Source organism: Actinomadura nitritigenes (genome assembly GCF_017573545.1).
GTDB classification, from domain to species: domain Bacteria; phylum Actinomycetota; class Actinomycetes; order Streptosporangiales; family Streptosporangiaceae; genus Spirillospora; species Spirillospora nitritigenes.
In genome coordinates this window covers 314,471-338,474 of sequence record NZ_JAGEOK010000001.1, presented here as the reverse complement: position 1 = coordinate 338,474, position 24,004 = coordinate 314,471, and the positions used below count along the sequence as shown (strand labels likewise).

At 74.8% G+C, this 24,004-nt stretch carries 22 protein-coding genes; 9 read left to right on the top strand and 13 right to left on the bottom strand.

Annotated elements, in window-relative coordinates:
* Positions 1-77: 77 nt before the first annotated feature.
* From J4557_RS01325 to J4557_RS01300, 6 genes are all read right to left on the bottom strand, one after another.
* Positions 78-398 (bottom strand): GroES family chaperonin, encoded by a 321-nt coding sequence (locus J4557_RS01325; protein WP_208264433.1) that lies wholly within the window; start codon positions 396-398, stop codon positions 78-80.
* A 10-nt stretch (positions 399-408) separates the two neighbouring features.
* A complete protein-coding gene (locus tag J4557_RS01320; protein WP_208264432.1) occupies positions 409-1,317 on the bottom strand; it encodes an NAD-dependent epimerase/dehydratase family protein in 909 nt (302 codons plus the stop codon).
* 72 nt (positions 1,318-1,389) lie between these two features.
* A complete protein-coding gene (locus J4557_RS01315) occupies positions 1,390-2,211 on the bottom strand; it encodes a serine protease (protein ID WP_208264431.1) in 822 nt (273 codons plus the stop codon).
* Between the two features lie 17 nt (positions 2,212-2,228).
* Positions 2,229-3,185: a DMT family transporter gene (locus tag J4557_RS01310; RefSeq protein WP_208264430.1), complete on the bottom strand. Its 957-nt coding sequence runs from the start codon at positions 3,183-3,185 to the stop codon at positions 2,229-2,231.
* A gap of 122 nt (positions 3,186-3,307) precedes the next feature.
* Positions 3,308-4,075 (bottom strand): SDR family NAD(P)-dependent oxidoreductase, encoded by a 768-nt coding sequence (locus tag J4557_RS01305; RefSeq protein ID WP_208264429.1) that lies wholly within the window; start codon positions 4,073-4,075, stop codon positions 3,308-3,310.
* Between the two features lie 22 nt (positions 4,076-4,097).
* Complete coding sequence (locus J4557_RS01300; protein ID WP_208264428.1) at positions 4,098-5,555, bottom strand: flavin-containing monooxygenase; 1,458 nt, start codon at positions 5,553-5,555, stop codon at positions 4,098-4,100.
* A gap of 112 nt (positions 5,556-5,667) precedes the next feature.
* Here J4557_RS01300 and J4557_RS01295 point away from each other — a divergent pair, with 112 nt between their 5' ends.
* The 4 genes from J4557_RS01295 to J4557_RS01280 are packed head-to-tail and all read left to right on the top strand — an operon-like array spanning position 5,668 to position 12,447.
* The gene (locus tag J4557_RS01295) at positions 5,668-8,175 is read left to right on the top strand and encodes a DUF4132 domain-containing protein (RefSeq protein WP_208264427.1); all 2,508 of its coding nucleotides are present in this window, start codon (positions 5,668-5,670) and stop codon (positions 8,173-8,175) included.
* Positions 8,176-8,225: 50 nt separating this feature from the next.
* On the top strand, positions 8,226-9,728 hold the full coding sequence (locus J4557_RS01290) for a DUF4132 domain-containing protein (protein ID WP_208264426.1): 1,503 nt from the start codon (positions 8,226-8,228) through the stop codon (positions 9,726-9,728).
* Positions 9,728-12,058 carry a DUF4132 domain-containing protein gene (locus tag J4557_RS01285; protein WP_208264425.1) on the top strand — a complete coding sequence of 777 codons (2,331 nt, stop codon included), beginning with the start codon at positions 9,728-9,730 and terminating at the stop codon, positions 12,056-12,058. The genes J4557_RS01290 and J4557_RS01285 overlap by 1 nt, the downstream gene beginning before the upstream one ends.
* On the top strand, positions 12,055-12,447 hold the full coding sequence (locus J4557_RS01280) for a hypothetical protein (protein WP_208264424.1): 393 nt from the start codon (positions 12,055-12,057) through the stop codon (positions 12,445-12,447). Before J4557_RS01285 ends, J4557_RS01280 begins: the two co-directional genes overlap by 4 nt.
* A gap of 30 nt (positions 12,448-12,477) precedes the next feature.
* Here the strand turns inward: J4557_RS01280 and J4557_RS01275 are convergent, their stop codons facing one another.
* Positions 12,478-13,143, bottom strand: coding sequence for a response regulator transcription factor (locus J4557_RS01275; RefSeq protein ID WP_208264423.1), 666 nt, complete (start codon positions 13,141-13,143; stop codon positions 12,478-12,480).
* Positions 13,144-13,233: 90 nt separating this feature from the next.
* On the opposite strand from J4557_RS01275, the gene J4557_RS01270 reads away from it, so the two are divergent.
* Complete coding sequence (locus tag J4557_RS01270; protein ID WP_208264422.1) at positions 13,234-14,106, top strand: aldo/keto reductase; 873 nt, start codon at positions 13,234-13,236, stop codon at positions 14,104-14,106.
* On the opposite strand, the gene J4557_RS01265 is transcribed toward J4557_RS01270, so the two are convergent.
* Positions 14,103-14,534, bottom strand: a complete 432-nt coding sequence (locus J4557_RS01265; protein ID WP_208264421.1) for a hypothetical protein — start codon at positions 14,532-14,534, stop codon at positions 14,103-14,105. The genes J4557_RS01270 and J4557_RS01265 overlap by 4 nt on opposite strands.
* Before the next feature lie 141 nt (positions 14,535-14,675).
* Between J4557_RS01265 and J4557_RS01260 the strand changes: the two genes are divergently transcribed.
* Positions 14,676-15,233 (top strand): PadR family transcriptional regulator, encoded by a 558-nt coding sequence (locus tag J4557_RS01260; protein WP_243775088.1) that lies wholly within the window; start codon positions 14,676-14,678, stop codon positions 15,231-15,233.
* A gap of 19 nt (positions 15,234-15,252) precedes the next feature.
* On the opposite strand, the gene J4557_RS01255 is transcribed toward J4557_RS01260, so the two are convergent.
* The gene (locus J4557_RS01255) at positions 15,253-16,239 is read right to left on the bottom strand and encodes a diacylglycerol/lipid kinase family protein (protein ID WP_208264420.1); all 987 of its coding nucleotides are present in this window, start codon (positions 16,237-16,239) and stop codon (positions 15,253-15,255) included.
* 164 nt (positions 16,240-16,403) lie between these two features.
* Between J4557_RS01255 and J4557_RS49150 the strand changes: the two genes are divergently transcribed.
* Together J4557_RS49150 and J4557_RS49145 are read left to right on the top strand one after the other, a co-directional pair.
* Entirely contained in the window at positions 16,404-17,333 is a 930-nt protein-coding gene (locus J4557_RS49150; protein WP_243775087.1) for an alpha/beta hydrolase, read from the top strand.
* Positions 17,334-17,374: 41 nt separating this feature from the next.
* The gene (locus J4557_RS49145; protein WP_307799265.1) at positions 17,375-18,262 is read left to right on the top strand and encodes an amidohydrolase family protein; all 888 of its coding nucleotides are present in this window, start codon (positions 17,375-17,377) and stop codon (positions 18,260-18,262) included.
* 37 nt (positions 18,263-18,299) lie between these two features.
* On the opposite strand, the gene J4557_RS01245 is transcribed toward J4557_RS49145, so the two are convergent.
* Genes J4557_RS01245 through J4557_RS01235 form a run of 3 tightly spaced genes read right to left on the bottom strand, consistent with a single transcriptional unit; the run spans position 18,300 to position 20,871 of the window.
* Positions 18,300-19,346 carry a cation diffusion facilitator family transporter gene (locus tag J4557_RS01245; protein WP_243775086.1) on the bottom strand — a complete coding sequence of 349 codons (1,047 nt, stop codon included), beginning with the start codon at positions 19,344-19,346 and terminating at the stop codon, positions 18,300-18,302.
* Entirely contained in the window at positions 19,343-19,732 is a 390-nt protein-coding gene (locus J4557_RS01240; protein ID WP_190863600.1) for an ArsR/SmtB family transcription factor, read from the bottom strand. Before J4557_RS01240 ends, J4557_RS01245 begins: the two co-directional genes overlap by 4 nt.
* Positions 19,733-19,755: 23 nt before the next feature.
* Positions 19,756-20,871: a DUF6777 domain-containing protein gene (locus tag J4557_RS01235; protein WP_208264419.1), complete on the bottom strand. Its 1,116-nt coding sequence runs from the start codon at positions 20,869-20,871 to the stop codon at positions 19,756-19,758.
* A 132-nt stretch (positions 20,872-21,003) separates the two neighbouring features.
* On the opposite strand from J4557_RS01235, the gene J4557_RS01230 reads away from it, so the two are divergent.
* Positions 21,004-22,812, top strand: a complete 1,809-nt coding sequence (locus J4557_RS01230; protein WP_208264418.1) for a serine/threonine-protein kinase — start codon at positions 21,004-21,006, stop codon at positions 22,810-22,812.
* Here the strand turns inward: J4557_RS01230 and J4557_RS01225 are convergent, their stop codons facing one another.
* Positions 22,813-23,955: a VWA domain-containing protein gene (locus J4557_RS01225; protein ID WP_208264624.1), complete on the bottom strand. Its 1,143-nt coding sequence runs from the start codon at positions 23,953-23,955 to the stop codon at positions 22,813-22,815. It abuts the gene before it with no gap.
* Between the last annotated feature and the right edge of the window lie 49 nt (positions 23,956-24,004).

The window sequence follows — 24,004 nt, the reverse complement described above, 5'->3', positions numbered from 1 at the left end:
CCCGACCGGAAGGGCGGGGCGCGGGACGGCCGGACCGTCCCGCGCCCCGCCCTCCCGCCGTCAGAGGCCGTGCGGCGTCACAGGTAGAGGCCGGTGCCGTGCTCGGGGCGCTCGCTGGCGATCGCGTGCAGGTCGCGCTCCCGCATCACCAGGTAGTTCTCGCCCTGGATCTCGACCTCGTACTGGTCGCCGGGGTGGAACAGGACGCGGTCGCCCACCTTGACCGTGCGCACGTGGTGGCCGACCCCGCACACCTCGCCCCACACCAGCCGGTTGGCCTGCTCGACGGTCGCCGGGATCACGATGCCGCCGGTGCTGCGGCGCTCGCCGGCGTCCTTCTCGACCTTGATCATGACACGGTCGTGCAGCATCTGGACTTCGAACTTCGGGTCGGACACGCTGGAGAGTTTATCCGTCCCCGCGGGTCAGGGCGGACCACGAGCCCCGGATGATCTCCCGGAGGGCGGTCCGCTCCGGCCGCCAGCCGAGTTCGGCGCGGATCGCGGCGGCGTCGCAGACCAGCACCGGCGGCTCCGGCTGCGGCGGTCGCCGCAGCGTCGGGACGGGCCTCCCGGTCACCTCCTCGACCGCCGAGACGACCTCGTGGACGGCCGTCCCCGCGCCGCCGCCGACGTTGTACACGCGGTCCTCGCCGAGGCCGACGGCCTCCAGCGCGGCGACGTAGGCGGCGGCGAGATCGTCCACGTGCAGGAACTCGCGGACGGCGAGCCCGTCGCCGTTGATCTCCAGTCGGGGCGCCCGGCCCGCCGCCACCGCGAGCGCCTTGGGGATCAGCCGGCTCTCGTCCGGGTCGATCCGGCCGTCCACCGAGCCCGCGACGTTGAACGTCCGCAGCACCACCGCGCCGATCGCGCCCGTCCGGGCGTGGTACCGGACGGCCTGCTCGGCGGCCAGCTTCGACGCCCCGTACGGGTTGGACGGCGCGCTGGCCTCCGTCTCGGGGATCGGCTGCCGCTCGGGCGTCCCGTACACGGCGGCGGTCGACCCGAACACCACGCGCGCCCCCGCGGCGGCGTTCAGGACGTTGACCGTGCCCTGCACGTTGGAGGTGAAGAAGCGCAGCGGTTCCCGGAACGACTCGCGGACGCGGGTGAGCGCCGCGAGATGGCACACCCCCTCGTACGGCCCGGACGGCAGCGAGCCCGGGTCGAGGATGTCGCCGCGGACGGGCCGCACCCCGTCCGGCAGCTCGGCGTCCCGCCGGGTCAGGCCGTCGACGTCGTGCCCGGCGGCCGCCAGCCGCCGCGCCACCGCGTAACCGATGTAACCCGCCGCCCCCGTCACCAATACGCGCATGCGTCACAGCATCGCCGGACGCGGGGCCGCGGCGCCAACCGCTGCCCGCTTCCGGCCGGGCGCCGCGGGCGGCTAGGGCAGGTCGGTGACGCGCGTGTAGACGCCGGGGTAGCCGGGCTTGGCGCAGCCGTAGGCCCAGGAGGTGAGGGCGACGACGCGGCCGCCCACCAGCAGGGGGCCGCCGCTGTCGAACTGGCAGGTGTCGGCCTTCGGCGATCCGGCGCACGCCATGTCGGACGCGTCGTAGGAGCCGCCGTAGGCCTTCTTGCAGGCGTCGTCGCCGGGCAGCGGCACCTGCGCGGAGCGCAGCCGGGTGTTGAACCAGTCGGACTCGGACGTGGTGCCCCAGCCGGCGACCACGCCGGTCGTGGCGGACCGGGGGGAGCCGAGCGGGACGGTCGGCCGGTCCACCCGCCGGGAGAGGGTGAGGACGGCGAGGTCGTGGTGGCTGACCGTCTCGCCCTTGAAGGACGTCTCGCTGTACTTCGGGTGCAGCTTCACGGACGTGACGGACACGCTCTCGCCGCCGCCGCCGGACAGGTCGTCGCGGCCGAAGGTGACCTTGAGCAGGCCGGGGACGCTGCGCAGCACCGACACGCAGTGCCCGGCGGTGAGGAGCCGGTCCGGCTCGATGAGGACGCCGCCGCAGAACTGGCCCGCCGGGCGGACGAAGAAGACCGGCGAGCCGACGGCGGCGAGCCACGGGTAGGAGGCGGCGGAGGCGGGCGCGCCGCCGACCACGGCGGACGCGGGGGAGGCGGCGAGGGGCAGCAGGGCGGCGCCGAGGGCGGCCGCGGCGAGCGCGGCCGAGCCGAGGGCCCGGCCCGGCGCCGTCCTCCGGGCGCGCGCCCTGCGGGGCGCCGCGCCCGGAGACGACGGGAGGAAGGGGGCCATTCCGGCAATGTAGGGGATCAAGGGAGGGCGCGCACGCCCTTCCGGCGCGGAGCCCGCGCCGGCAGCGACCGGGTGGCGCCCGGCTCCTCGTACCGCGGGAAGGTCACCAGCGCGACCAGCGCCAGCACGAACCCGCCGGCGCGCAGCAGGAACGGCAGCGCGTCCCGTGGCCACTCCTCGCCGAACAGGACGGTGCTGCTGACGATGAGGTAGGTGCGGCCGATGACGGTCAGCACCACCGCGACGATCGCGACGCGGCAGCGCTGGAGGGCGATCTGGAGCTGCCCGAGCGCGATCGCGGCCAGCCCGAGCGTGAGGTACGGGTACGCCGACTCCAGCACGGCGCGCAGGCTGCCGGTGTCGGCGTAGACGAGCGAGATGCCGCGGATGCCGGCCTCGGCGAGCCCCGCGCAGGCGCCGGCGCCGATGCCGTAGGCGACCCCGGCGAGCTTGCGGGCGTGCCGGCCGCCGGCGCGCCGGTCCCCGACCAGCCACACCAGCCCGGCGATGATCACGGCGGGCGAGCAGATCGCCAGCATCGTCCAGGGGGACTCGATCGTGCCGGCGAGCGTGGCCTTCGCCTCCGGGGTGCCGTCGCCGGTGGCCGACAGCCCGATCAGCACGGTCGCCAGCACGAACAGCGCGACGCTCGCCCACTCCCGGGCGCTGAGCCGCTCGTCGAGGAACCAGACGGCGTAGCCGACGAGGCACACCAGGCTGACCGCGAAGATCGGCTGCGCCACGGCGAGCGGCATCTGCTGGAACGCCACCACCTCGTAGCCGAGGCCGAGGAACAGCAGCAGCCCGCCGCCCAGCCACACCGGATCGGTGAGCATGAGCCGGGCGACGCGGAACGGGCGGCTTCCCCTCAGCGGCTCCATCCGGCGCGCGGAGACACGGAAGACGAGGAAGGCGATGTAGTAGACGGTGGTCGCGATCAGAGCGAGGGCGGCGTAACCCAGGTCGTGACCCATCGGGGACCTCTCGGCGGATTGCGGGCGGGCGGAACCGGGGTTCCGCGCGCCTGAGAACCGCCGGAAGTCCAACATGCCCCGTCGGACTCCGGGTGACAAGACCGTGACACTTGACTACTTGATCAATCGTAGTGACGGCCCGTGTCGGACGACACCCGCGCGACCAGCCCGCGCGGCACCAGCCGGCTGAGCCCCACGATCGCCTTGTACTGCGCGCCGGGCACGCTGACCTGCACGCCGCGCCGCAGGTCGCGCAGCGCCGCGTCGACGACGTCGGCGTCCTTCAGCCACATGAACTCCGGCAGGCCGGACATGTCCATGCTCGCCCGCTGGTGGAACTCGGTGCGGGTGAAGCCCGGGCACAGCGCCATCACCCGGACCCGGCCCCGCGAGCGGCCGCGGATGTCGGCGGCGACGCCCTCGCTGAAGTTGACGACCCACGCCTTGGACGCGCCGTAGGTGCCGCGGTTCGCGAACGCCGCGACCGACGCGACGTTGACGACGCCGCCCCGGCCGCGCTCCAGCATCCCCGGCAGCGCCGCGTGGGTGAGCCGCAGGACGGCCTCGCAGTGCACCTTCAGCATCGTGATCTCGTTCGCCACCGGCACGTCGAGGAACACGCCGTTGTGGCCGAACCCCGCGTTGTTGACCAGCAGGTCGACGCCCTCGCGGGCGCGGTCCTCGGCGGCGGCGAGGCCCGCCTCGGTGGCCAGGTCGGCGGTCAGCGCCTCGGCGCGCACCCCGTACCGCTCGCGCAGATCGGCGGCGGCCCGCTCCAGCCGCTCGGTGTCGCGGGCCAGCAGCACCAGGTCGAAGCCGTCGGAGGCGAGGCGGCGGGCGAACGCGGCGCCGATGCCCGCGGTCGCGCCCGTGATGAAGGCGGTCGGCATGCCCCCGAGCCTAGCCTGCCGCCTACCGGGCGGTAGCCCTCCGCGCGGTGAAGTGCCGGGGATCGGGGCGCCGGGTCGCGTTGCGGTAGGCGAAGGTGAACCCGGGCCAGTTGTTGACGACCCTGCCGTCCGCGGTCATGTACCAGCTCTGGCAGCCCGCCTCCCACACCGTCGTCCGCATCCGCTCCCGCATCTCGCGGGTGAACGCGTCCTGCACGTCGGGCCGCACGTCGATCCAGTCCAGGCCGTGGCGGCGCAGCGCCTCCACGCAGCCCAGCACGTACCGGAACTGCGACTCCAGCATGTAGATGATCGAGTTGTGGCCGAGGTTGGTGTACGGCCCGTACAGCAGGAACAGGTTGGGGAAGCCGCTGACGGTGATGCCGAGATGCGCCTGCGCGCCGTCCCGCCACGCCTCGTTCAGCTCCCGCCCGTCCCGCCCGACGATCTTCATCGGGGACAGGAAGTCGGTGGACCGGAACCCGGTCGCGTAGACGATCACGTCCGCGTCGTGGTGCTCGCGCGCGGTCGCGATGCCCGACGGCGTGACGCGCTCGATCGGATCGGTGACCAGATGGACGTTCGGCCTGTTCAGCGCCGGATAGTAGGTGTCGGACAGCAGGATCCGCTTGCACCCCATCCGGTACCCCGGGACGAGCCGGGCGCGCAGCGCCGGGTCGGCGACCTGCTCCTCCAGGTGCTTGCGGAAGCCCTTCTCCATGAGCCCCATCAGCTTCGGGTACTTGACGAAGCCGAGGGCGCGCGACTCGAACATCGCGTAGATCCGGGCGCGGCTCAGCGCGTACGCCCCGGGCACCGTCCGCAGGACGGCCTTCTCCCACGCCCGGTACGGCCGGTCCGGCTTCTCGATCACGTAGGGCGCGGACCGCTGGAACAGCCGCAGCTCCGCCGCCTCCTTCGCGATCTCCGGGACGATCTGGATCGCGCTCGCGCCCGTCCCGACCAGCGCGACCCGCTTGCCGCGCAGGTCGGTGCCGTGGTCCCAGCGGGAGGAGTGGAAGCTCGCGCCGGCGAACGACTCGCGGCCTTCGATCGGCGGGAGCGCGGGCCGGTTCAGCTGCCCGCACGCCGACACCAGCACCCGCGCGTCCAGCTCGCCGGTCGTCGTGGAGACCCGCCACAGCGCCGCGTCCTCGTCGAACCGCGCCTCGGTCACCTCGGTGCCGAACCGGATCCTGCCGAGCAGGCCGTACTTGCGGGCGCAGTGCCACAGGTAGTCGAGGATCTCCGGCTGCGGCGGGAACCGGCGCGTCCAGTCCGTCTTGCGCTCGAACGAGAACGAGTACAGGTGGGACGGGACGTCGCAGGCGGCGCCGGGGTAGGTGTTGTCGCGCCAGGTGCCGCCGAGGCCGTCGGCCTTCTCCAGGATCACCACGTCATGGACGCCGGCCTCCCGGAGCCGGATCGCCATGCCGATCCCGCCGAACCCGCTTCCGATGATCACCACGCTGTGCGCCATGGGCCGTCCCGAATCTCGTTCTGTCCCGTTGCCCCGAGCGTAGGTGACCGGAAGGTCACTGACCAGACGCCCGGTCGCCGTTTTGTCGGTCCTCCCTGCCACCCTCACGGCCATGCTCTACGACACCCTCGTAGCGGCGGCGCGCAAAGGCGACGCCCTCGACGACATCCGCTTCGCCGCCCTGACCCGCGGCCGCGCCCTCGTCGACCTGCTCGACCGGCAGCTGCAGCAGACGCGGGCCCTGCGCCTCCATCCCCTTCACGATCAGGGCGGGTACGGGAAGCACGAGGCGGCGCTGCGGGCGACCGATCGCGAGATCGACCGGCGGCTGGAGCTCTGCGGCGACGCCGAGGGCAGGGACGCGGTGCTCTGCCTCCTCCTCGCGGCCCGCTTCGACGAGGTGACCCTCTGGCAGTACCGCCGGGAGGTCGGCGCGCTCGTGGCGCGGGTGCGCGGCTGGACGCCCGCCGAGGTCGCGGTCATGATCGAGCGCGTCTTCGAGTACGACATGGACTTCTGGTGCGCGGAGGCGCTCGGGGAGGTGCTCACGGCCGCCGAGCGGCTCGACGCCGAGGGCGTCGCCGCGGTGGCGCCGTGGCTGCACCGGGCCCACAAGCAGGTCCTGGAGCTCGATGCAGGAGCGCACCTGCAGGGTTCGCTGACCAAGCGGCTCCGGAGCCTGCTCGCCGGCGTGGACCCGGCGGTGCTTCCCGAGGGCCTGGTTCCGGGCGAGGAGCCCTGGGCGGCGCCGCTGCGGGAGCGTCCGGAGACGCCGCCGGGCCGGACGTGGGCGGACTTCGTCCGGCATCTGGCGGGGCTGTCGTCGCCCCGGCCTTCGGGGAAGTGGCGGCGGACGTGCGTGTCGCTCATCGACGAGGCCGGTGCGCGCGCCGCGGCGGCCGAGTGCCTGCGGCTTCTCGGCGAGGGCGAGCCCCTGTGCAGCCGGGAGCACGGCAGCTACGCCGACTGGGCGAGCGGCGATTACCACTACCACTACCTCGTCCACCAGAACCACCGGGACCTGGCGCGCGGTGCGGTGTGGGCGGCGACGCTGACCGGCGGCCCGGAGGCGGTCCCGCTCCTGGGCGCGCTCGCGCTGCGGGCAGGGGCCGACCGCTCCGGCTTCATCCAGGATCTCAAGCTCGCGGGGGCGGCGATCAACGCCCTGGGCGCCGTCGAGGACCCCGCGGCGCTGGCGGAGCTCGGGCGGCTCCAGGCGAAGATCAAGGACCGGGCGCTGCGCAAGCAGATCGGCACCGCGCTCCTGGCTGCCGCCGAACGGCAGGGGATCACCGCCGAGCAGCTGGTCGAGCGCAGCGTCCCGGCCCACGGGCTCGGCCCGGACGGTGCGCTGGAGCGCAAGTTCGGGGAGCATGTCGCGCGGATCGCGATCGAGGACGCGGCGACCGTGCGGCTCACGTTCACCGGTGCGGACGGGCGCGCGTCCAGGACGGCGCCGGCGGCGGTCAAGGACGGGTTCGCCGGCGAGCTGAAGGAGCTGAAGGCGCTCGCCAAGGAGATCCGGGGGACGCTGTCGGGGGAGCGGGCGCGCGTCGAGGCGATCATGTCGGACGGCGCGCGGTCCTGGCCGTTCGCCGAGTGGCGTGAGCACTACCGCGACCATCCGGTCACCGGGGCCGTCGCGCGCGGGCTGATCTGGGAGTTCCAGGGCGAGGACGGCACCTGGCGCGCCGCGATGGAGAGCCCGGACGGCGGAGCGGTGAACGTCCGGCTCTGGCATCCGGCGCGCGCCGCGCTGGACGAGGTCCGGTCGTGGCGGGAGCGGGTCATGGACGCCCGGGTCCGGCAGCCGTTCAAGCAGGCGTTCCGGGAGATCTACCTGCTCACCCCGGCGGAGGAGGAGACCGGGACGTACTCCAACCGGTTCGCGGCGCACATCGTGCACTACCGCCGGCTCTACGCGCTGTTCAAGGAACGGGGCTGGCAGAGCAACTTCCTCGGTTCCTACGACGGCGGTCACGACGGCGAGGCCCGCGGCGAGTTCGGCGGCGGCGCGTGGCGGGCCTGCTTCTACCACGAGCCGGCCGAAGGGGGGTTCGACCACGGGCCCGAGTACGCCGCGACCGACCAGGTGCGGTTCGAGCGCAGGCAGGGTCGCCGCTGGGAGAGGGCGCCGCTGGCGGAGGTCCCGCCGCTGGTGTTCAGCGAGGCGATGCGGAACGTGGACCTGTTCGTGGGCGTCACCTCGATCGCCGCCGATCCGGCCTGGACGGACCGGGGCGAGGACCGGTACGCCGCCTACTGGCGCGCGGCGACGTTCGGCGAGCTGACCGCGAGCGCGGAGGTCCGGCGCGCGGCGCTGGAGCGGATCCTGCCCCGCACGAGGATCGCGGACCGGTGCTCGCTGGACGGGCGGTACCTGGTCGTCCGCGGCGACCTGCGCACCTACCGGATCCATCTGGGGTCGGCGAACGTCCTGATGGAGCCGGACGGCGCGTACCTGTGCATCGTGCGGGGCGGCCGCACGGCCGGCGGCACGGTGTTCCTGCCGTTCGAGGACGAGCGGCTCTCGCTGATCCTCAGCAAGGCGTTCCTGCTCGCCGCCGACGCGCGGATCAGCGACGAGACGATCCTCCGCCAGCTGTCACCGTCGCGATGATCCTTACCGAACGGCCCGGCTCGGGCGGAAGGATCTGCCAAGATCGCGACATGTTCGACGACCTCCGGGCGCACCTCGCCGCGCTCGACGGCCCGTGGCCCACGCGGAAGCGGCCCATCGCGACGCGGACCGCGACGGCGCGGCCCGGGCCCGCGGCGGCCCCGCCCACCGACGACGGCGCGCCCGGCGCGCCCGGCGTCCCCGAGCCGACCGGCGTCCCCGACGTGCCCGCGCACGGTCTCGGCGGGGACGGGTCCCTCGCCCGCGACGTCGGCGGCTACCAGGCCGTCCTCACGATCGAGGACCCGCTGACCGTGCGGCTGACCTACGTCGGCGCGGACGGGTATCCGCTGCCGACCGTCCCCGGGGCGCTGAAGGTCCCGCACGCCGCGGAGATCCGGGAGCTGAAGGCGCTCGCGAAGGGCGTGCGCGGCACCCTCGCGGACGAGCGGGCCCGCGCCGAGGCGCTGATGGCGGCGGACGGGCGGTCCTGGCGGCACGGCGCGTGGCGGCGCGAGTGGCTCGACCACCCGGTGAGCGGCGCCGTCGCCCGCGGCCTGATCTGGGAGTTCCAGGACCCCGACGGGGTCTGGCACGCGGCGACGCCGGGCGAGAGCGTGCTGGTGACGGTGGACGGGCGGGCGCTGCCCGTCCCCGCCGACGCCGCGCCGGTGCGGCTGTGGCATCCGGCGCGGGCGCGGCCCGCAGCGGTGCGGGCCTGGCGCGACTTCGTGATCGACAACCGGATGGTGCAGGCGTTCAAGCAGGCGTTCCGGGAGGTTTGCGCCCTCGGCCCCGACGAGGAGGGGGCGCTGCGGTCCGACCGGTTCGCGGGGCACATCGTCCGGTACGCGCGGCTGCGGGAGCTGTTCCGGGAGCGCGGCTGGCGGCCGGACCACCGCGGCCGGCTGCACGGCGGCGCCCCGCCGGCGGCGCGGCGCGTCCTCGGCGGCGGGTGGCGCGCGGTGCTGCACTACGACCCGGCGGAGGCGGCGGGGCAGGGGGACCGCGTCGTCACCGGGCACGTGCGGTTCGAGCGCCGGGACCGCCGGCACTGGAGCCGCGCGGGGCTCGCCGACGCGCCGCCGCTGGTGTTCAGCGAGGCGATGCGCGACGTCGGCCTGTTCGTGGACGCGGCGTCGATCGCCGCGGACCCGGACTGGCCGGACGGCGAGGACCGCCACCACCTGCACTACCGGCGGGAGGCGGCGTTCGGGCGGCCGGGCGCGGCGGCGGAGGCGCGGCGGGCGGCGCTGGAGCGGATCCTGCCCCGCACGAGGATCGCCGACCGGTGCGCGCTGGGCGACCGGTTCCTCGACGTCCGGGGGGAGCTGCGCACCTACCGGATCCATCTCGGCACGGCGCACGTGCGGATGGAGCCGGAGGGGACACTGCTGCGGGTCGTCCCGTCGCGCCGCAAGGGGCAGTCCGGGCTGTTCCTGCCGTTCGAGGACGAGCGGCTGTCGCTGATCCTCACCAAGGCGGTGCTGCTCGCCGCCGACCACAAGATCACGGACGAGCCGCTGCTGCGGCGGATCAGGACGGGGCTCTGATGGACGGCCCGGCGGCGCGGATGCTGCGCGCCATGACCGACCCGGCGCCGGAGGACGCGGAGTACCACGGCTGGTACGCCGACGTCTCCCGGATCTCCGACGAGGACCTCGGCACGCTGGTGCCCGCCGCGTACGCGGCGGTGGGGAAGGCGCCGGTGTCGATGAGCGTCCGGTTCGCGGTCGAGGGCGAGGGCAGGGAGCGGCAGCCGAGGTACACCCCGGACGCGTGCCGCCGGATGTTCGACGCGCTCGTCCAGGGCCTGGAGCAGCGCAAATGGGCGGACGTGCGGCTCGGCGCCGGGGCGCTGCTGCGCTGCACGGGGCCGTGGCCGGATGTCGCCGGTCAGGCGCGCACCCTCGTTCGGTTCCTCCTGGACAAAGGGCGGCTCGACCAGCCGTACGCGCTGCTGGCGCTCGCCGGTGTCGCCGGATCCGGCCCGCTGCGCGAGGTCGCGGCGCGGCTGGCGGACGGCGCCGGCCCGATCGCGCGCGACGAGATCGACGTCATCGCGGGGCTGGGCGCGGAGGAGCGCGTGGTCGTCGCCGAGTTCGCCGCCGACGATTCCTACACCGGCCCGCCGACCGCGGAGGACGCCGCCGAGAGGGCGGCCGGGATCCCCGCCTACGCCGGGTTCGCGCGCCGCGCGCTGAAGGCGGCGGCCGAGCGGGCCCGCGCGATCCAGGACGGGACCGTCCCCTACCGGGCCGACAAGGCGTTCGCGTCCGGCGAGGTGAAGGCGCTCGGGCACGCCGCCCGGATCGCGCTGCTGCGGGACGAGCCGTGGCTGCCCGCGCTGCTCGCCCGCCTGCTCCCGGACGTGTCCGTCGCGCCGACGCAGGCGAAGACCCTGCCGTCGCAGGCGCTGCTGTACGAGATCGTCCGCGCCGCTCAGGACTTCCCGATCCCCGAGCTGGTCACCACGATCCGGACGGTCCGGGGCTCCGTCCGGCACGCCGGGGTGCCCAAGCAGCTCGACAAGATGCTGAAGAGGGTCGAGGCGGCGCTGGCGGAGCGGGCGGACGTCGCGCTCCGCCTCCCGGACCTCGGCTTCGGCCCGGACGGCGCGTACCGCCGCGACCTCGGCGCTCACACCGCCGTCATCACCGCCGGCGAGAAGGCCGTGCTGGTCTTCGAGAAGGACGGCAAGGCCCTCAAGGGCGTCCCCGCGGCCGTCCGCCGCGACCACAAGGCCGAGGTCAAGGAGCTGCGCGAGCTCGCCAAGCGGGTCGACGCGCACCTGACGACCCTCGTCCGGGCGCTGGAGGCCGGGTTCACGGCCGGTGCCGTCCATGAGTTCGGCCGGTGGCGGGACGGCCTGGCCCGGCACCCGGTCGCGGGCCCGACCGTCCGGCGGCTGCTCTGGGAGGTCGAGGAGGCGCCGGGGGAGTGGCGGACGGTGCTCCCCGAGACGGGCGGCGTCCCGGACGCGCCGGACGCGGCGGGCGTCCGGCTGTGGCACCCGCTCCGCTCCGCCCCGGACGAGGTGCGCGCCTGGCGCGACCTGCTCGTCGAGCGGCGGATCCGGCAGCCCTTCAAGCAGGCGTTCCGCGAGGTGTACCTGCTCACGCCCGCCGAGGAGCGGACGGGCACCTACTCCAACCGTTTCGCGGCGCATCTCGTCCACTACCGCAGGATGTTCGCCCTGTTCCGGGCGCGCGGCTGGACGAGCAGCCTGCTCGGCCCGTGGGACGACGGCCACGAGGACGAGGCGGTGCGGGTGCTCGGCGCGGGGGAGTGGCGGGCGCGGTTCGCGCACGTCCTCGCCGACTGGCAGGACGAGCTGGTGCTGGCCGGCACCGACCGGGTCTCGTTCGAGCGCCGGGACGGCGGCGCGTGGCGGGCCGCGCCGCTCGCCGAGGTCCCGCCGCTGGTGTTCAGCGAGGCGATGCGGGACGTCGACCTGTTCGTCGGCGTCACCTCGATCGCCGCCGACCCGGAGTGGAGCGGCGACGGCGAGCCGCGCCGGTACTGGGAGCGGTCCGGGTTCGCGGAGCTGACCGAGAGCGCCGCCGCCCGCCGCGACGCGCTGGAGCGGATCCTGCCCCGCACGAGGATCGCCGGCCGGTGCTCGCTGGACGGCCGGTTCCTGGTCGTCCGCGGCGACCTGCGCACCTACAAGATCCATCTGGGGTCGGCGAACATCCTCATGGAGCCGGACGACGCCTACCTGTGCATCGTCCCGAGCGGGCGCACGGCCGGCGGCACGGTGTTCCTGCCGTTCGAGGACGGCCGGCTGTCGCTGATCCTCAGCAAGGCGTTCCTGCTCGCCGCCGACGGCGAGATCACCGACGAGTCCATCCTCGCCCAGCTCAAGGGAGGCGCCCGATGACCGCCGTGACGTTCCGCGACGAGACCGCGACCGGCACGCCCGTCGCCGCGTTCGAGGTCGGCGGGCTGCCCGCGCGGATGACCGTCCGCGAGCTGATCCGGCTCCGGGTCCGCGAGGAGGTCGCCCGGTTCAACGCCCGGCCGTCCACCCGGTTCAACGGCCTGGTCCGCCTGGACGACGCCGAGACGGAGCTGAACGGCTACCGGATGCGGCACGGCCGCCGCATCGACTGGGAGCGGCAGGCGGAGATCGCCGAGCGGGCGTTCCTCGGCAACGGGTTCTTCATGCTGGCCGGGGACCGCCAGGTCGAGGACCTCGACGAGGAGATCGACCTCACCGGCGACCCCGACCTGGTCTTCATCAAGCTGGTCCCGCTGGCCGGGGGCTGACCCGCCCGGCCGCGCGGCCGCCCGGGGGCGTCAGCCGATCAGCCCGAGCTCGTGGGCGCGCAGCCCCGCCTGGAACCGGGACCCGGCGTCCAGCAGGGTGAGGATCTCGGCGACGCGGCGCCGGTAGGTGCGCAGCGACATGCCGAGCTGCCGTGCCGCGGCCTCGTCCTTCAGCCCGCCGGCGAGCAGCCGCAGGATCCGCCGGCTCTCCTCGCTCAGCGCGGGCGGCCGCTCGCGCCGGTAGTCGGCGAGGTCGGCGGAGGTCTCCCAGGTCGCCCAGAACAGCGACACCACGCCCTTCACCACGCTCGGCGACCGGACGACGGTGTACTCGCGCACCCCGTTCTCCGGCGGCCCGGCGAGGATCGCGGTCCGGCGGTCCACGATGATCGTCTCGTGCGGCAGCGGCGTCGTGCAGATCCGCACGCTCGCCCCGGCCTTGGCGATCTCCACCAGCCGGCGCTCGGACTCCTCGTCGGCGAGCGCGGCCGGGTTGTGCAGCTTGTAGGCGGCGGGCCGCGGCACCAGCCTCCGCCGGTCGGCGGCGATCCGCTCCCGGATCTCCGGCATGGCCCAGGTGCGCATGTCCGTCGCGGCGCACGCGAACTCCTCGCGCGCCAGGAACAGCCGCCACGCCCGCTCGAGCAGCTCCCGCTCGCCGCGCAGGATCACGTTCTGGTCCAGGTCGGCTGTCATCACCCGCCAGTCTGCCACGCGGGCGGGACGGGGTGGCAGCAAGATGCCACCGGCTCGTCCGGGCGGGACCGGCGCAGCACAGTGGGACGCATGACGACACCGATCACCCGTGACGACCACTTCGACCTCGGCGGCGACCTGCGGGTCTCCCGGATGGGCTTCGGCGCGATGCGGCTGCCGGCGAGCACCCGCGGCGGCGCCCCCAACGACCGGGACACCTCCCTCCGGGTGCTGCGCCGCGCCGTCGAGCTCGGCGCCGACCACATCGACACCGCCGCGTTCTACTTCCACCCGTCCGGCCTCGCCGCGAACGAGATGATCCACAGCGCCCTGTCGCCCTACCCGGACGGCCTGGTCATCGCCACGAAGGTCGGCCCCTACCGGGCGCCGGACGACCCCTACCCGAGCGGCCAGCTCCCCGCGTCCGGGCTGCGCGCCGAGGTCGAGCGCAACCTGCGCGAGCTGGGCCGCGACAGCCTCGACCTGGTCTACCTGCGTCCCGGCGGCCTCGAGTCGCCGCAGGACGAGCCGATCGGGGAGCGGTTCGAGGTCCTCGCCGGGCTCCGCGAGGAGGGCCTGATCCGGCACCTCGGGCTCAGCCACGTCAGCGCGGCGCAGCTCGCGGAGGCCCGGACGATCGCGCCGGTCGCCGCCGTCCAGAACAGGTTCGACATCACCCTGCCCGCGGACACCGAGCTGCTCGCGATCTGCGAGCGCGACGGCATCGGCTACGCCCCGTACTTCCCGCTGGGCGGGTTCGGCATCCCCGACGACGACCGCGTGAAGGCCGTCGCCGCGCGCCACGGCGCCACCGTCCCGCAGGTGCTGCTCGCGGGGCTGCTCGCGCTCTCCCCGGTGATGCTGGCGATCCCCGGCACCGGCTCCCCGGCGCACGTGGAGGAGAACATGGCCGCCGTACGGCTCGCGCTCACCGCCGCCGACCTCGCCGAGCTGCGCGCCTAGCCCGCGCCCGCGGCGCCCGCGCCCGTACGGCCGGGGTCCGGGAGGCCCGCGGCCGTGAGGTCGATGATCGGCTCGGGCTCCGGCGGCACGGCCTCGATCGCCGCGGCGCCCGGCGCCGGGACCGGCCGCCGGGGGACCGGGGCCCCGGACGACCCGCCGCGGCCCCGGTACACCACCAGCCCGTTCACCGGGTCCGGCACGGCGTCCAGGGCCGCGCGCACGACGGGCAGGGCCCGCCACGCCTCCCACTGCCCGTCGTCCTCGAAGAACACCTCGAAGACGACGCCCCACGTGTGCGCGTGCCACTCCCAGTGGACCGCGCCGTACGTCAGCGCGGTCTCCGCCAGCGTCTCCTGCCAGGACCGCTGCCAGGCGGACGCGGGCAGGGACGCGTCGAACACCTCGATGGACCACCATTCCGCTGCCATGGCACGACGCTAGGCCGGTCCCCGTCGCCCGGCCAGTGCCCGCCGGGGAAGAACACCGTGGCAACGCGCGCGCCGAGGGGGCGTGCCACCGGCGCGCGCCGCAGGCTCTACCCTGAACGTCGGCTCGGACAGGGAAGGGTGATGATGTCGGCGACGCGGCTGCTGGTCCTCGGCGGGGTGCGGAGGTTCGGCCGGGCCCACGGGTACGAGGTCCGCCGGGAGCTGATCTCCTGGGGCTCGGACGAGTGGGCCCACGTGAACCCGGGCTCGATCTACCACGCGCTGCGGCAGCTGGCCAAGGAGGGCCTGCTGCTCGCCCACGACGTGGAGGAGAGCGACGCCGGGCCGCCGCACACCGACTACGAGATCACCGACGCGGGCCGGGAGGAGTTCTTCCGGCTGCTGCGCTGCGCGATCTCCACGGTTGACATCCGGCACCCGGAGATGCTGACGGCCGGGCTCGCCTTCCTGGCCGAGCTGACCCGCCCGGAGGCGATCGAGCTGCTCCGGCAGCGGCTGGACGGCCTGGCCGCCCGGCGCGCCAACGTCATGCCGCTGTACGAGGCGCCGACGGACCCCGCGCACCTGCACGAGCTGCTCGGCTGGTGGGTGCACTCCGCCGACGCGGCCATGCGGTGGGCGCGCGGCCTCATCGAGCGCCTGGAGGCCGGCGACTACGTCATGGCCGACGAGCGCTAGACCTCCGCGTCGTCCGCGATCAGGTGTCGTCGAACGTCTGCGGGACGATCACGCGCAGCGCGTTGCCGCGCAGCCGGATCGTCACCGGCGTCCGGCCGCGGACCTCGCCGTCCACGTCCACCCGCATCGGCGGATCGGTCTCGATCTCCACGTGCGCGGTGGTGAGGAACGCGTCCTCCTCCAGCGTCCGCCACGGGCCGGTCAGCACGTGCCGGGCCGTCGCGGACGCCAGCTTCAGCCGCCGCTCGTCGCCCAGCCGGTAGACGGCCAGCAGCCGGTCGTCGGGGCTCGCGTCCCGGGCGATCCGCTGACCGCTGTGGTGCGCGCCGTTCGCGATGTTCAGCTGGTGCGTCCGGAGGGACGTCGTCTCCCCGTCGATCGTGATGCGGGCCGTGAACGCCTTGTGCCGGGGCAGCAGCCCCGCCGCCGTCAGCGCGTACGCGGGACGTCCCAGGTACCGCTTCAGCAGGTGCGGGACCTTCCCCGCGACCTGCACCGACAGGCCGAGGCTGACCATGTTCGCGAAGATGTGCTCGCGGTCGGCGCCCGGCCCCTCGCCCTGCGGGTCGCCGGTGCTCTCGAACCAGCCGACGTCCACGTCGGCGACCTTCCCGCCGCCGGCGCCGCCCAGCGCGACGGTCCGGACGGCGCCGGGCAGGTCCAGCGGCAGCTCCAGGCTGCGCGCGAAGTTGTTGGTGGTGCCGAGCGGCAGCACGCCGAGCGCGATGTCGCGGTGCGCGAGGTGGCCGACGGCCTCGGCGACCGTCCCGTCCCCGCCGCCGACCACGACGAGGTCGGGCTCCAGCGCCAGCACGTCGCCGAACAGGTCGCGCAGCCGGGTCGGATCGGTCACCGGGAACACCTGGTCGAAGGCGATCCCGGCCTCGTCCAGCAGGCGGCGCGCCCGGCCGTACAGCCGGCGGCCCCGCCGCGACCGCGAGTTGATCACCAGGACCGCGCGGCCGCCCTTGCCGATCGCCGACTCCAGCTCCGCTTTGCTCCGCATCTCGACTCGGTCGCCCTCCACTCGTTCGCGCCACCCTACCCGGCGGCCGCCCGGGAATCCGGGTCCGCTGCTTTATAAACCCATTACTTGACGTTGAAACATGGGAGGAAGTGGGGACATTACCGGTGAACCACAGCTGAATGACCGGGACGGAAAATATGTCCATGGCCACCGGGGGCGCCGCCCCGTCCGCAGCCCCCGCCGACGACGGCGCGACCGTCGTCGGCGAGCACCGGCCCCGCCGCCGCGTCCTGGACCTCGCGGTCCGCTCGCCCGTCCTCACCGGCGTCGCGCACGCCCGGCTCCTGCTGCCTCCGGGCTGGTCGCGGGACGCCTCCCGGACCTGGCCCGTGCTGTGGCTGCTGCACGGCTCCGGTGCCGGGCACACCGCCTGGACCGACCACGGCGGCGTCGAGGAGCTGACCGGGGACGGCGAGGTGATCGTCGTCATGCCGGACGGCGGCCGCTGCGGGAATTACACCGACTGGTGGAATCGCGGCGACGGCGGGGCGCCGAAGTGGGAGACGTTCCATCTGGCCGAGCTGCGCCAGATACTCGAACGCGGATACCGCGCCGGAACGGGGCGCGCCGTCGCCGGGAATGGAACCGGCGGGATGGGGGCGCTGTCCTACGCGGCCCGGCACCGCGGCCTGTTCCGCGCCGCCGCGTCGTTCAGCGGACCGGTGCACACCCTCCACCGCGACCCGCGCGGCCTGGACGTCGCCGACCTGGTCGAGCTGACCGTCGCGATCGGCGAGCCCGCCCGCGACTGGACGGACGTGTGGGGCGACCCCGACGAGCAGCGCGTCGTGTGGCGGCAGCACAACCCGTTCGACCTGGCCGACCGCCTCGCCGGCGTCCACCTGCACGTCAGCGCGGGCGACGGGCGTCCCGGCCCCTACGACCCGAGGCCCGGCACCGGCCACGACGTGGTCGAGGCGCTCACCGGCACGGTCACCCGCGAGTTCGCGGGCAAGCTGAAGAAGCTCGGCATCCCGATCTCCACGCACTTCTACCGCGGCACGCACACCTGGCCGTACTGGCGGCGGGAGCTGCGCACCGCGCTGCCCGCGCTGCTGGCCGCGATCGGCTAGCCCCCGCGGCGGCCCGCCCGCCTCCGGCTAGGGTTCGGGACGTGACTGAACCCCGTTCGGATTCCGCCGTCCCCGCGTTCTGGCAGGCGCTCGGGCTGCCCGGCATCATCGACGCGCACGTCCACTTCATGCCGCCGCGGCTCATGAGCGCGGTCTGGGCGTACTTCGACGACGCCGGACCGCTGATCGGCACGGAGTGGCCGATCCGCTACCGGGATTCGGAGGAGGAGCGGCTCGCGTTCCTGCGCGGCCTCGGCGTCCGCGCGTTCACCGCGCTGGTGTACCCGCACCGGCCCGGCATGGCCGAGTCGCTGAACGAGTGGGGCGCCGAGTTCGCCGCCCGCGTCCCCGAATGCCTGCAGACCGCCACGTTCTTCCCCGAGCCGGGCGCCGCCGCCTACGTGCGGCGCGCCCTGGAGTCCGGGGCGCGCGTGTTCAAGGTCCACCTCCAGGTCGGCGGGTTCGACCCCCGGGACAAGGAACTGGACGAGGCGTGGGGGATCCTCGCCGACGCCGGGGTGCCCGCCCTGGTCCACGCGGGGTCCGGCCCGGTCGCGAACGGGTTCACCGGCCCGGAGCCGTTCGCCGGGGTGCTCGCCCGCCATCCCCGCCTCACCGCGATCATCGCCCATCTCGGCGCGCCCGAGTTCGGCGGCTTCTTCGACCTCGCCGGCCGGTACGGCGGCGTCCACCTGGACACGACGATGACCTTCACCCGCTTCGCGGGCGGCCTGGGCTCGTTCCCCGAGGCGCTGCTGCCGCGGCTGCGCGACCTCGGGCTGGAGGGCCGGATCCTGCTCGGCACCGACTTCCCCAACATCCCGTACGCCTACGCCCACCAGCTGGAATCGCTGGCCGCCCTCGGCCTCGGCGACGACTGGCTCCGCGCCGTCTGCTGGGACGCCGCCGCCGAGCTCTTCGACCTCTGACGCGCACCTCTGACGCGCACCTCCGACGAGGGGCGGGTCAGTGGTCGCAGGGGGTGGAGCCCGCGTGCTGGTGCGGCTGGTCGGCCTCGCCCACGTGCCGGGGGCCGTGCGAGTCCTCGCAGTGGCCGTGCCGGGACGGGCCGTCCACGTGATCGACCTCCAGCGTCGTGTGGGTGATCCCGTACGAGGCGCGCAGCAGGTCCTGCATGTCGCGGCGGACGGCGTGGCAGTCGCCCTTCGCGTGCACCAGCACGTGCGCCGACAGCGCCGGATAGCCGGACCCGACCTCCCACACGTGCAGGTCGTGCACCTCCTCGACGCACGGCCGCTCCGCCAGCCGCGCGCCCAGCTCGGACGGGTCGATGCCCGCCGGGGCGGCCTCCATCAGCACCCGCCCCGCGTCACGCAGCAGCCCGTACCCGGCCTTCAGCATCAGCGCGGCCACCACCAGCGACGCGATCGCGTCCGCGCGGGCGAACCCCGTCGTCCACACCACCAGGCCCGCGACGGCGGTGCAGACGAACGCGAACAGGTCGTTCAGGATGTGCTGGAACGCGCCCTCCACGTTCAGACTCGTCCGGTTCGCGCGGCTCAGCAGCCAGCTCGCGCCCAGGTTGACCGCGATGCCGGCGAGGGCCGTCCAGAACACGAACCGCCCGCCGACGTCCGGCGGGCTGATCAGCCGGTGGACGCCCTCGTAGACGAAGAACGCCGCCAGCAGGATCAGCGTCAGCCCGTTCAGCTGCGCCGAGAGGATCTCCGCGCGGCGCATCCCGAACGTGAAGCCGCCCTGCGGCGGGCGCGCCGCGATCCGCATCGCGACCAGCGCCAGCACGATCGCGAACGCGTCGGTCAGCATGTGCGCGGCGTCGGAGAGCAGCGCGAGCGACCCGGCCAGCAGGCCGATCACGACCTCGCCCGCCATGTAGGCGACGATCAGCGCGAGGGCGCCGCCGAGCAGCCTCCGGTCCGCGTTGGCGGAGATGCCGTGACCATGCCCGTGCCCGTGTCCGTGCCCCTGGCCCATTTCCTGGCCATGGCCGTGTTCGTGCTGGTCGGGCTCGTTCTCCGGCTTCGCGGTCATGCGCCTTCCTCCCCGTGGCCGACGTGGGCGAGGGCGAGATCGAGCAGCATCCGGACGTGCGAGTCGTCCAGCCGGTAGTAGGCCATCCGCCCGGCCCGGCGGACCCGGACCACGCGGTTGGCGCGCAGCAGGCGCAGCGCGTGCGACACCGACGACTCCGACTGCCCGCAGGACGCCGCGATGTCGCACACGCACATCTCTCCCCCTTCGAGCAGCGCCGTGATCACCCGGAGCCGGCCCGGGTCGGACAGCAGCCCGAACACCTGCGCGAGCTCCCCGACGGCCTCCGCGCCCGGCATCGACGCGGAGACGAGGGCGACCTTCTCCGCGTCGACCACGCGGACGGCGCACGCCTCCGCCGGAATGACATCTGAAGCACTGCTCATATGAACAAATGTAGCAGCGCGGATCAGAGGGCCGGGGACGGCCCCGCCGATCCGCCGGGCGGCGCCATCGAGATCACCGGGCTCTGCGGCTCGTCGCCGGGCGTCCCGGCGCCGCCGGTGCCTTCGGTCCCGGTGCCACCCGACCCATCATCGCCGGTGCCGGTCGCGGTCCCCGTGCCCGGTTCGCCGCCGGGCGACACCCCCGGCTGCGAGATCTCCGGCCCCGGGGACCCCGGGGCGGGGGATCCCGGGTCGGAGATCCCCGGCTCCGGCGACCCGGGGGCCGGCGACCCGTCGCCCGGCGCGGGGGAGCCCGACGATCCGTCCCCCGAGTCGATCGGCGCCGGGGAGTCGCTCGGCGTGCCGCCCGCGGGCTCCGTCTCGGTGGCCGGGAGCGGCTGCGGCGGCCCGTCGTCGCCGCCCGTGGTCGCGCGCGGCCGCTCGAAGCCCATCGTGGCGCCCGGGTCGACGAGCACGAAGACCATGATCGTGCCCTTGCGGGAATCCCGCGGCCGGATCCGGGTCACATTCCGCTTCTCGAATCCCGGCCACTTTCGGCCACTGTACCGCGCGTTCGAGGTATTGATCTTGCCCTCCGGCGCGGTCAGCGGATTACCGCAATTGCACTTCACCGCCGGAACGCCGTAGCCATTGACCAGAACGCCCATACCGGCCTGGAGCACGGCGCTCTCGCTCGTCGCCCCGCCGTCCCGGTAGCCGTGGTTGGTCACGAGGGTGTCGGTGCGCAGCAGCACCGGCGTCAGCCGCGACACGTACCGCGGGATGTCGCTCGCCGGAATGCCCTGCACGCCCGCCCACGCGCGCGCCTTGGCCGGGTTGGCCTGCAGGAACGCGACGAGCCTGCGCTGGTCGCAGCTCGAGATCCGGCGCGTCCCGCCGTACAGGCCGGGCGCGTCGCCGTCCTTCGTGCCGCCCCGCGCCGGGCGTGCCGCCACCTTGACCTGGTCGGTGTTCGCCGCCAGCGTGTACGGGTCGCGGCCCGGCGAGCCCACGGTCAGCCGGGTGATGGTGGCCCCCGCGTCCCCGCAGCCCGCCAGCGTCCCCGCCGCCAGCACCAGCGCGCCGGCCGCCATGATCGGAATCCGGCCCCGCGCCATTCGTGAATTGATCTCGAGCATGCGTCGTCTCCCGCTCCGGGTTCGGTGAACCTATACTCTTGGATGCCGGGCGGCGCCGATTAGTGCCCGGGAGAATACGGAATTCTTGCGCCCGGCCGGCGGCCGGCATTGCGGGACCTGACGGGGGTCACAATGGCGAGCCCGCTTCCCCTCACCGCCGCGGATCCCACCCGCCTCGGCGGCTACGAGATCCTCGGGCGGCTCGGCACCGGCGGCCAGGGCGTGGTCTACCTCGGCCGCCCCGCCGGCGCGGGCGACCACCCGCCCGGCGCGCCGCAGCGCGTCGCCGTCAAGCTTCTGCACGCGCAGCTGCTCGGCAACGCCGCCGCGCGCAGCCGGTTCGTCCGCGAGCTGGCGCTGCTGCAGCGGGTCGCGGGGTTCTGCACCGCGCAGGTCCTCGCCGCCGACATGGACGGCGACCGCCCCTACATCGTCAGCGAGTACGTGCCGGGCCGGTCGCTGCGCGAGCTCGTGCACGAGCGGGGCCCGCGCACCGGCGCCGACCTGGACCGGCTGGCGATCGGCACGGTCACCGCGCTCACCGCGATCCACCGCGCGGGCGTCGTGCACCGCGACTTCAAGCCGCAGAACGTGCTGATGGGCCTGGACGGGCCGCGCGTGATCGACTTCGGCATCGCCCGCGCCTTCGACGCCGGCGCCACGATGACCAGCCAGGTCGTCGGGACCCCCGCCTACATGGCGCCCGAGCAGTTCGCGGGACGGGTGTCGCCGGCCACCGACCTGTTCGCGTGGGCGGCCACGCTGCTGTTCGCCGCCACCGGCCGCGATCCGTTCGCGGGCGGCGCGCTGCCCGCCGTGATGTACCGGATCATGCACGAGACGCCCGACCTCGGCGCGCTGCCGGGCCCGATCGCCGAGGTCGCCGCCGGCTGCCTCGCCAAGGACCCCAAGGCCCGCCCCACCTCCGAGGACGTCCTGCTCCGCCTCCTCGGCGACCGTCCGGGCCCGCCGCACCCGCGCCCCGACCCGTCCGCCGCCCCCGCCACGGCGGCCCTGCCCGAACCCCCGACCGCGACCTGGACGGGCGCCGCCCGGCCCGGCCCCACCCCTCCCCAGGGCGCCCAGCACGGTCCGCCCGTTTCCAGCGCGACCCCGCCTGGCCCCGCCTCGCCTGGCGTCGCCCTGCCCGGAGCCGCCCTACCTGGAGCCGCACAGGCCGGGCCGGCGCAGGCCGGGTCCGTGCCCGGGGAGGGCGCCACGGGATCTCCGCCCGGCGCGTACGGCGCCGCGGAAGCGCCGACCGCCGCCGGCTTCGGCACCGGCCCCGGTTCGACCGAGGCCGCCGCCCCTGGCCGCCCGCCCGGTCCCAGCGCGCCGGCGACGTGGGGCGCCGCGGGAGGACAGGGGCAGGGCGCGGAGTCCGCGTCCTACCGGGCGTCGTCCGAGCACTCCGGTCCCTCCGGTTACTCGCAGCCCCTCGAATACCAGCGGCCTCCCGTGCCTCAAGGGCCCCCGGGCCTTCAAGAGCCGGCCGGCCACCCGGCGCCGTTCGGTGACGGCGGGCGGCCGGCGCCTCCGGGCCCGCAGGCGCCGCCCGCGCGGACGTACCGGCGGCTGCGGCGTGGCCCGGGAGTCGTCACCGGTCTGGTGCTCGCGACGCTGCTCGCCGCGCTTGACGTCGTCGCGCTGGCGATCCTGATCGCCCGTCCGTCGCTCAGCACCGGCCACCGGGGCGGGCTCCTGCCGGTGGTCGCGGCCTCGTTCACGCTGGTCGCGATCGTCACGCTGGTCGCGGTGATCGTCGCGTGGCGGGGCAGCCGGGCGGCGGCGTGGACGGTCGTGGGCGCGCGGGTCGTCCGCGTCGCGATGTGGGCGGCGTGGGGCGCGCTGGTCCCCGTGGAGCCGGCCGCGCTCGCCGGGCACGCCGCCCTCACCGCGCTGGTGGTGCTCCTGCTCGCCCAGGGCATCTGGGCCTCCTGATCAGCGCCGCTCCGCCCACTCCCCGAGGTCGCGCCGCTCGATCGCGGCGGCCATCAGGTCCGGGAAGGCGTCCGGGGTGCAGGCGAACGCCGGGACGCCGAGGGCCGCGAGGGCCGCGGCGTTGTCGTGGTCGTAGGCCGGCGCGCCGTCGTCCGACAGCGCCAGCAGCACGACGACCTGCACCCCCGCCGCCGCCAGCGCCGCGACCCGCTGCAGCATCTCGTCCCGGACGCCGCCCTCGTACAGGTCGCTGACCAGCACCAGGATCGTCTCGTTGGGCCGGGTCACGAGGCCCTGGCAGTACGCGACCGCGCGGTTGATGTCCGTGCCGCCGCCGAGCCGGGTCCCGAACAGGACCTCGACCGGGTCGTGCAGCTGGTCGGTCAGGTCGGCGACGGCGGTGTCGAACACCACCAGCGACGTCCGCAGCGACCGCATCGAGGCCAGCACGGCGCCGAACACGCTCGCGTACACCACCGAGGCCGCCATCGAGCCGCTCTGGTCGATCGCGAGGACCACGTCCCGCTGCACCGCCTGCCGGCGCCGCCCGTACCCGATCATCCGCTCCGGCACGAGCGTGCCGTGCTCGGGCAGGTAGTGCCGCAGGTTCGCGTGGATCGTCCGGTCCCAGTCGACGTCCGCGAGCCGCTTCGGCCGCCGCACCCGCGCGGACCGGTCGAGGGCGCCGCCGACCGCCGAGCGGGTCCGCTGCGCGAGCCGCCGCTCCAGCTCGTCGACGACCTTCCGGACGACGGCCCGCGCCGACTCCCGCGCCCGGTCCGGCATGACCTTGTTCAGCGACAGCAGCGTCCCGACCAGGTGCACGTCCGGTTCGACGGCCTCCAGCATCTCCGGCTCCAGCAGCAGCCGGGTGAGGTCGAGCCGCTCGATCGCGTCCTTCTGCATCACCTGGACGACCGTGGACGGGAAGTAGGCGCGGATGTCGCCGAGCCAGCGGGCGACCGACGGGGCGGAGTCGCCGAGCCCGGCTCCGCGGCGGCCCGGCCGGGGCCGGCCCCCGCCGGCGTCGCCCGCCCCGTAGAGCTTCTCCAGCGCCGCGTCCATCCGGGCGTCGTCGCCGGTCAGCGACACCCCGGTGCCGTCGGCTCGCTCGCCGCCGAGCACCAGCCGCCAGCGGCGCATCCGCTCCGGGCCGTCGTTCACGGTGCCGTCGTTCTCAGGGCCGTCGATC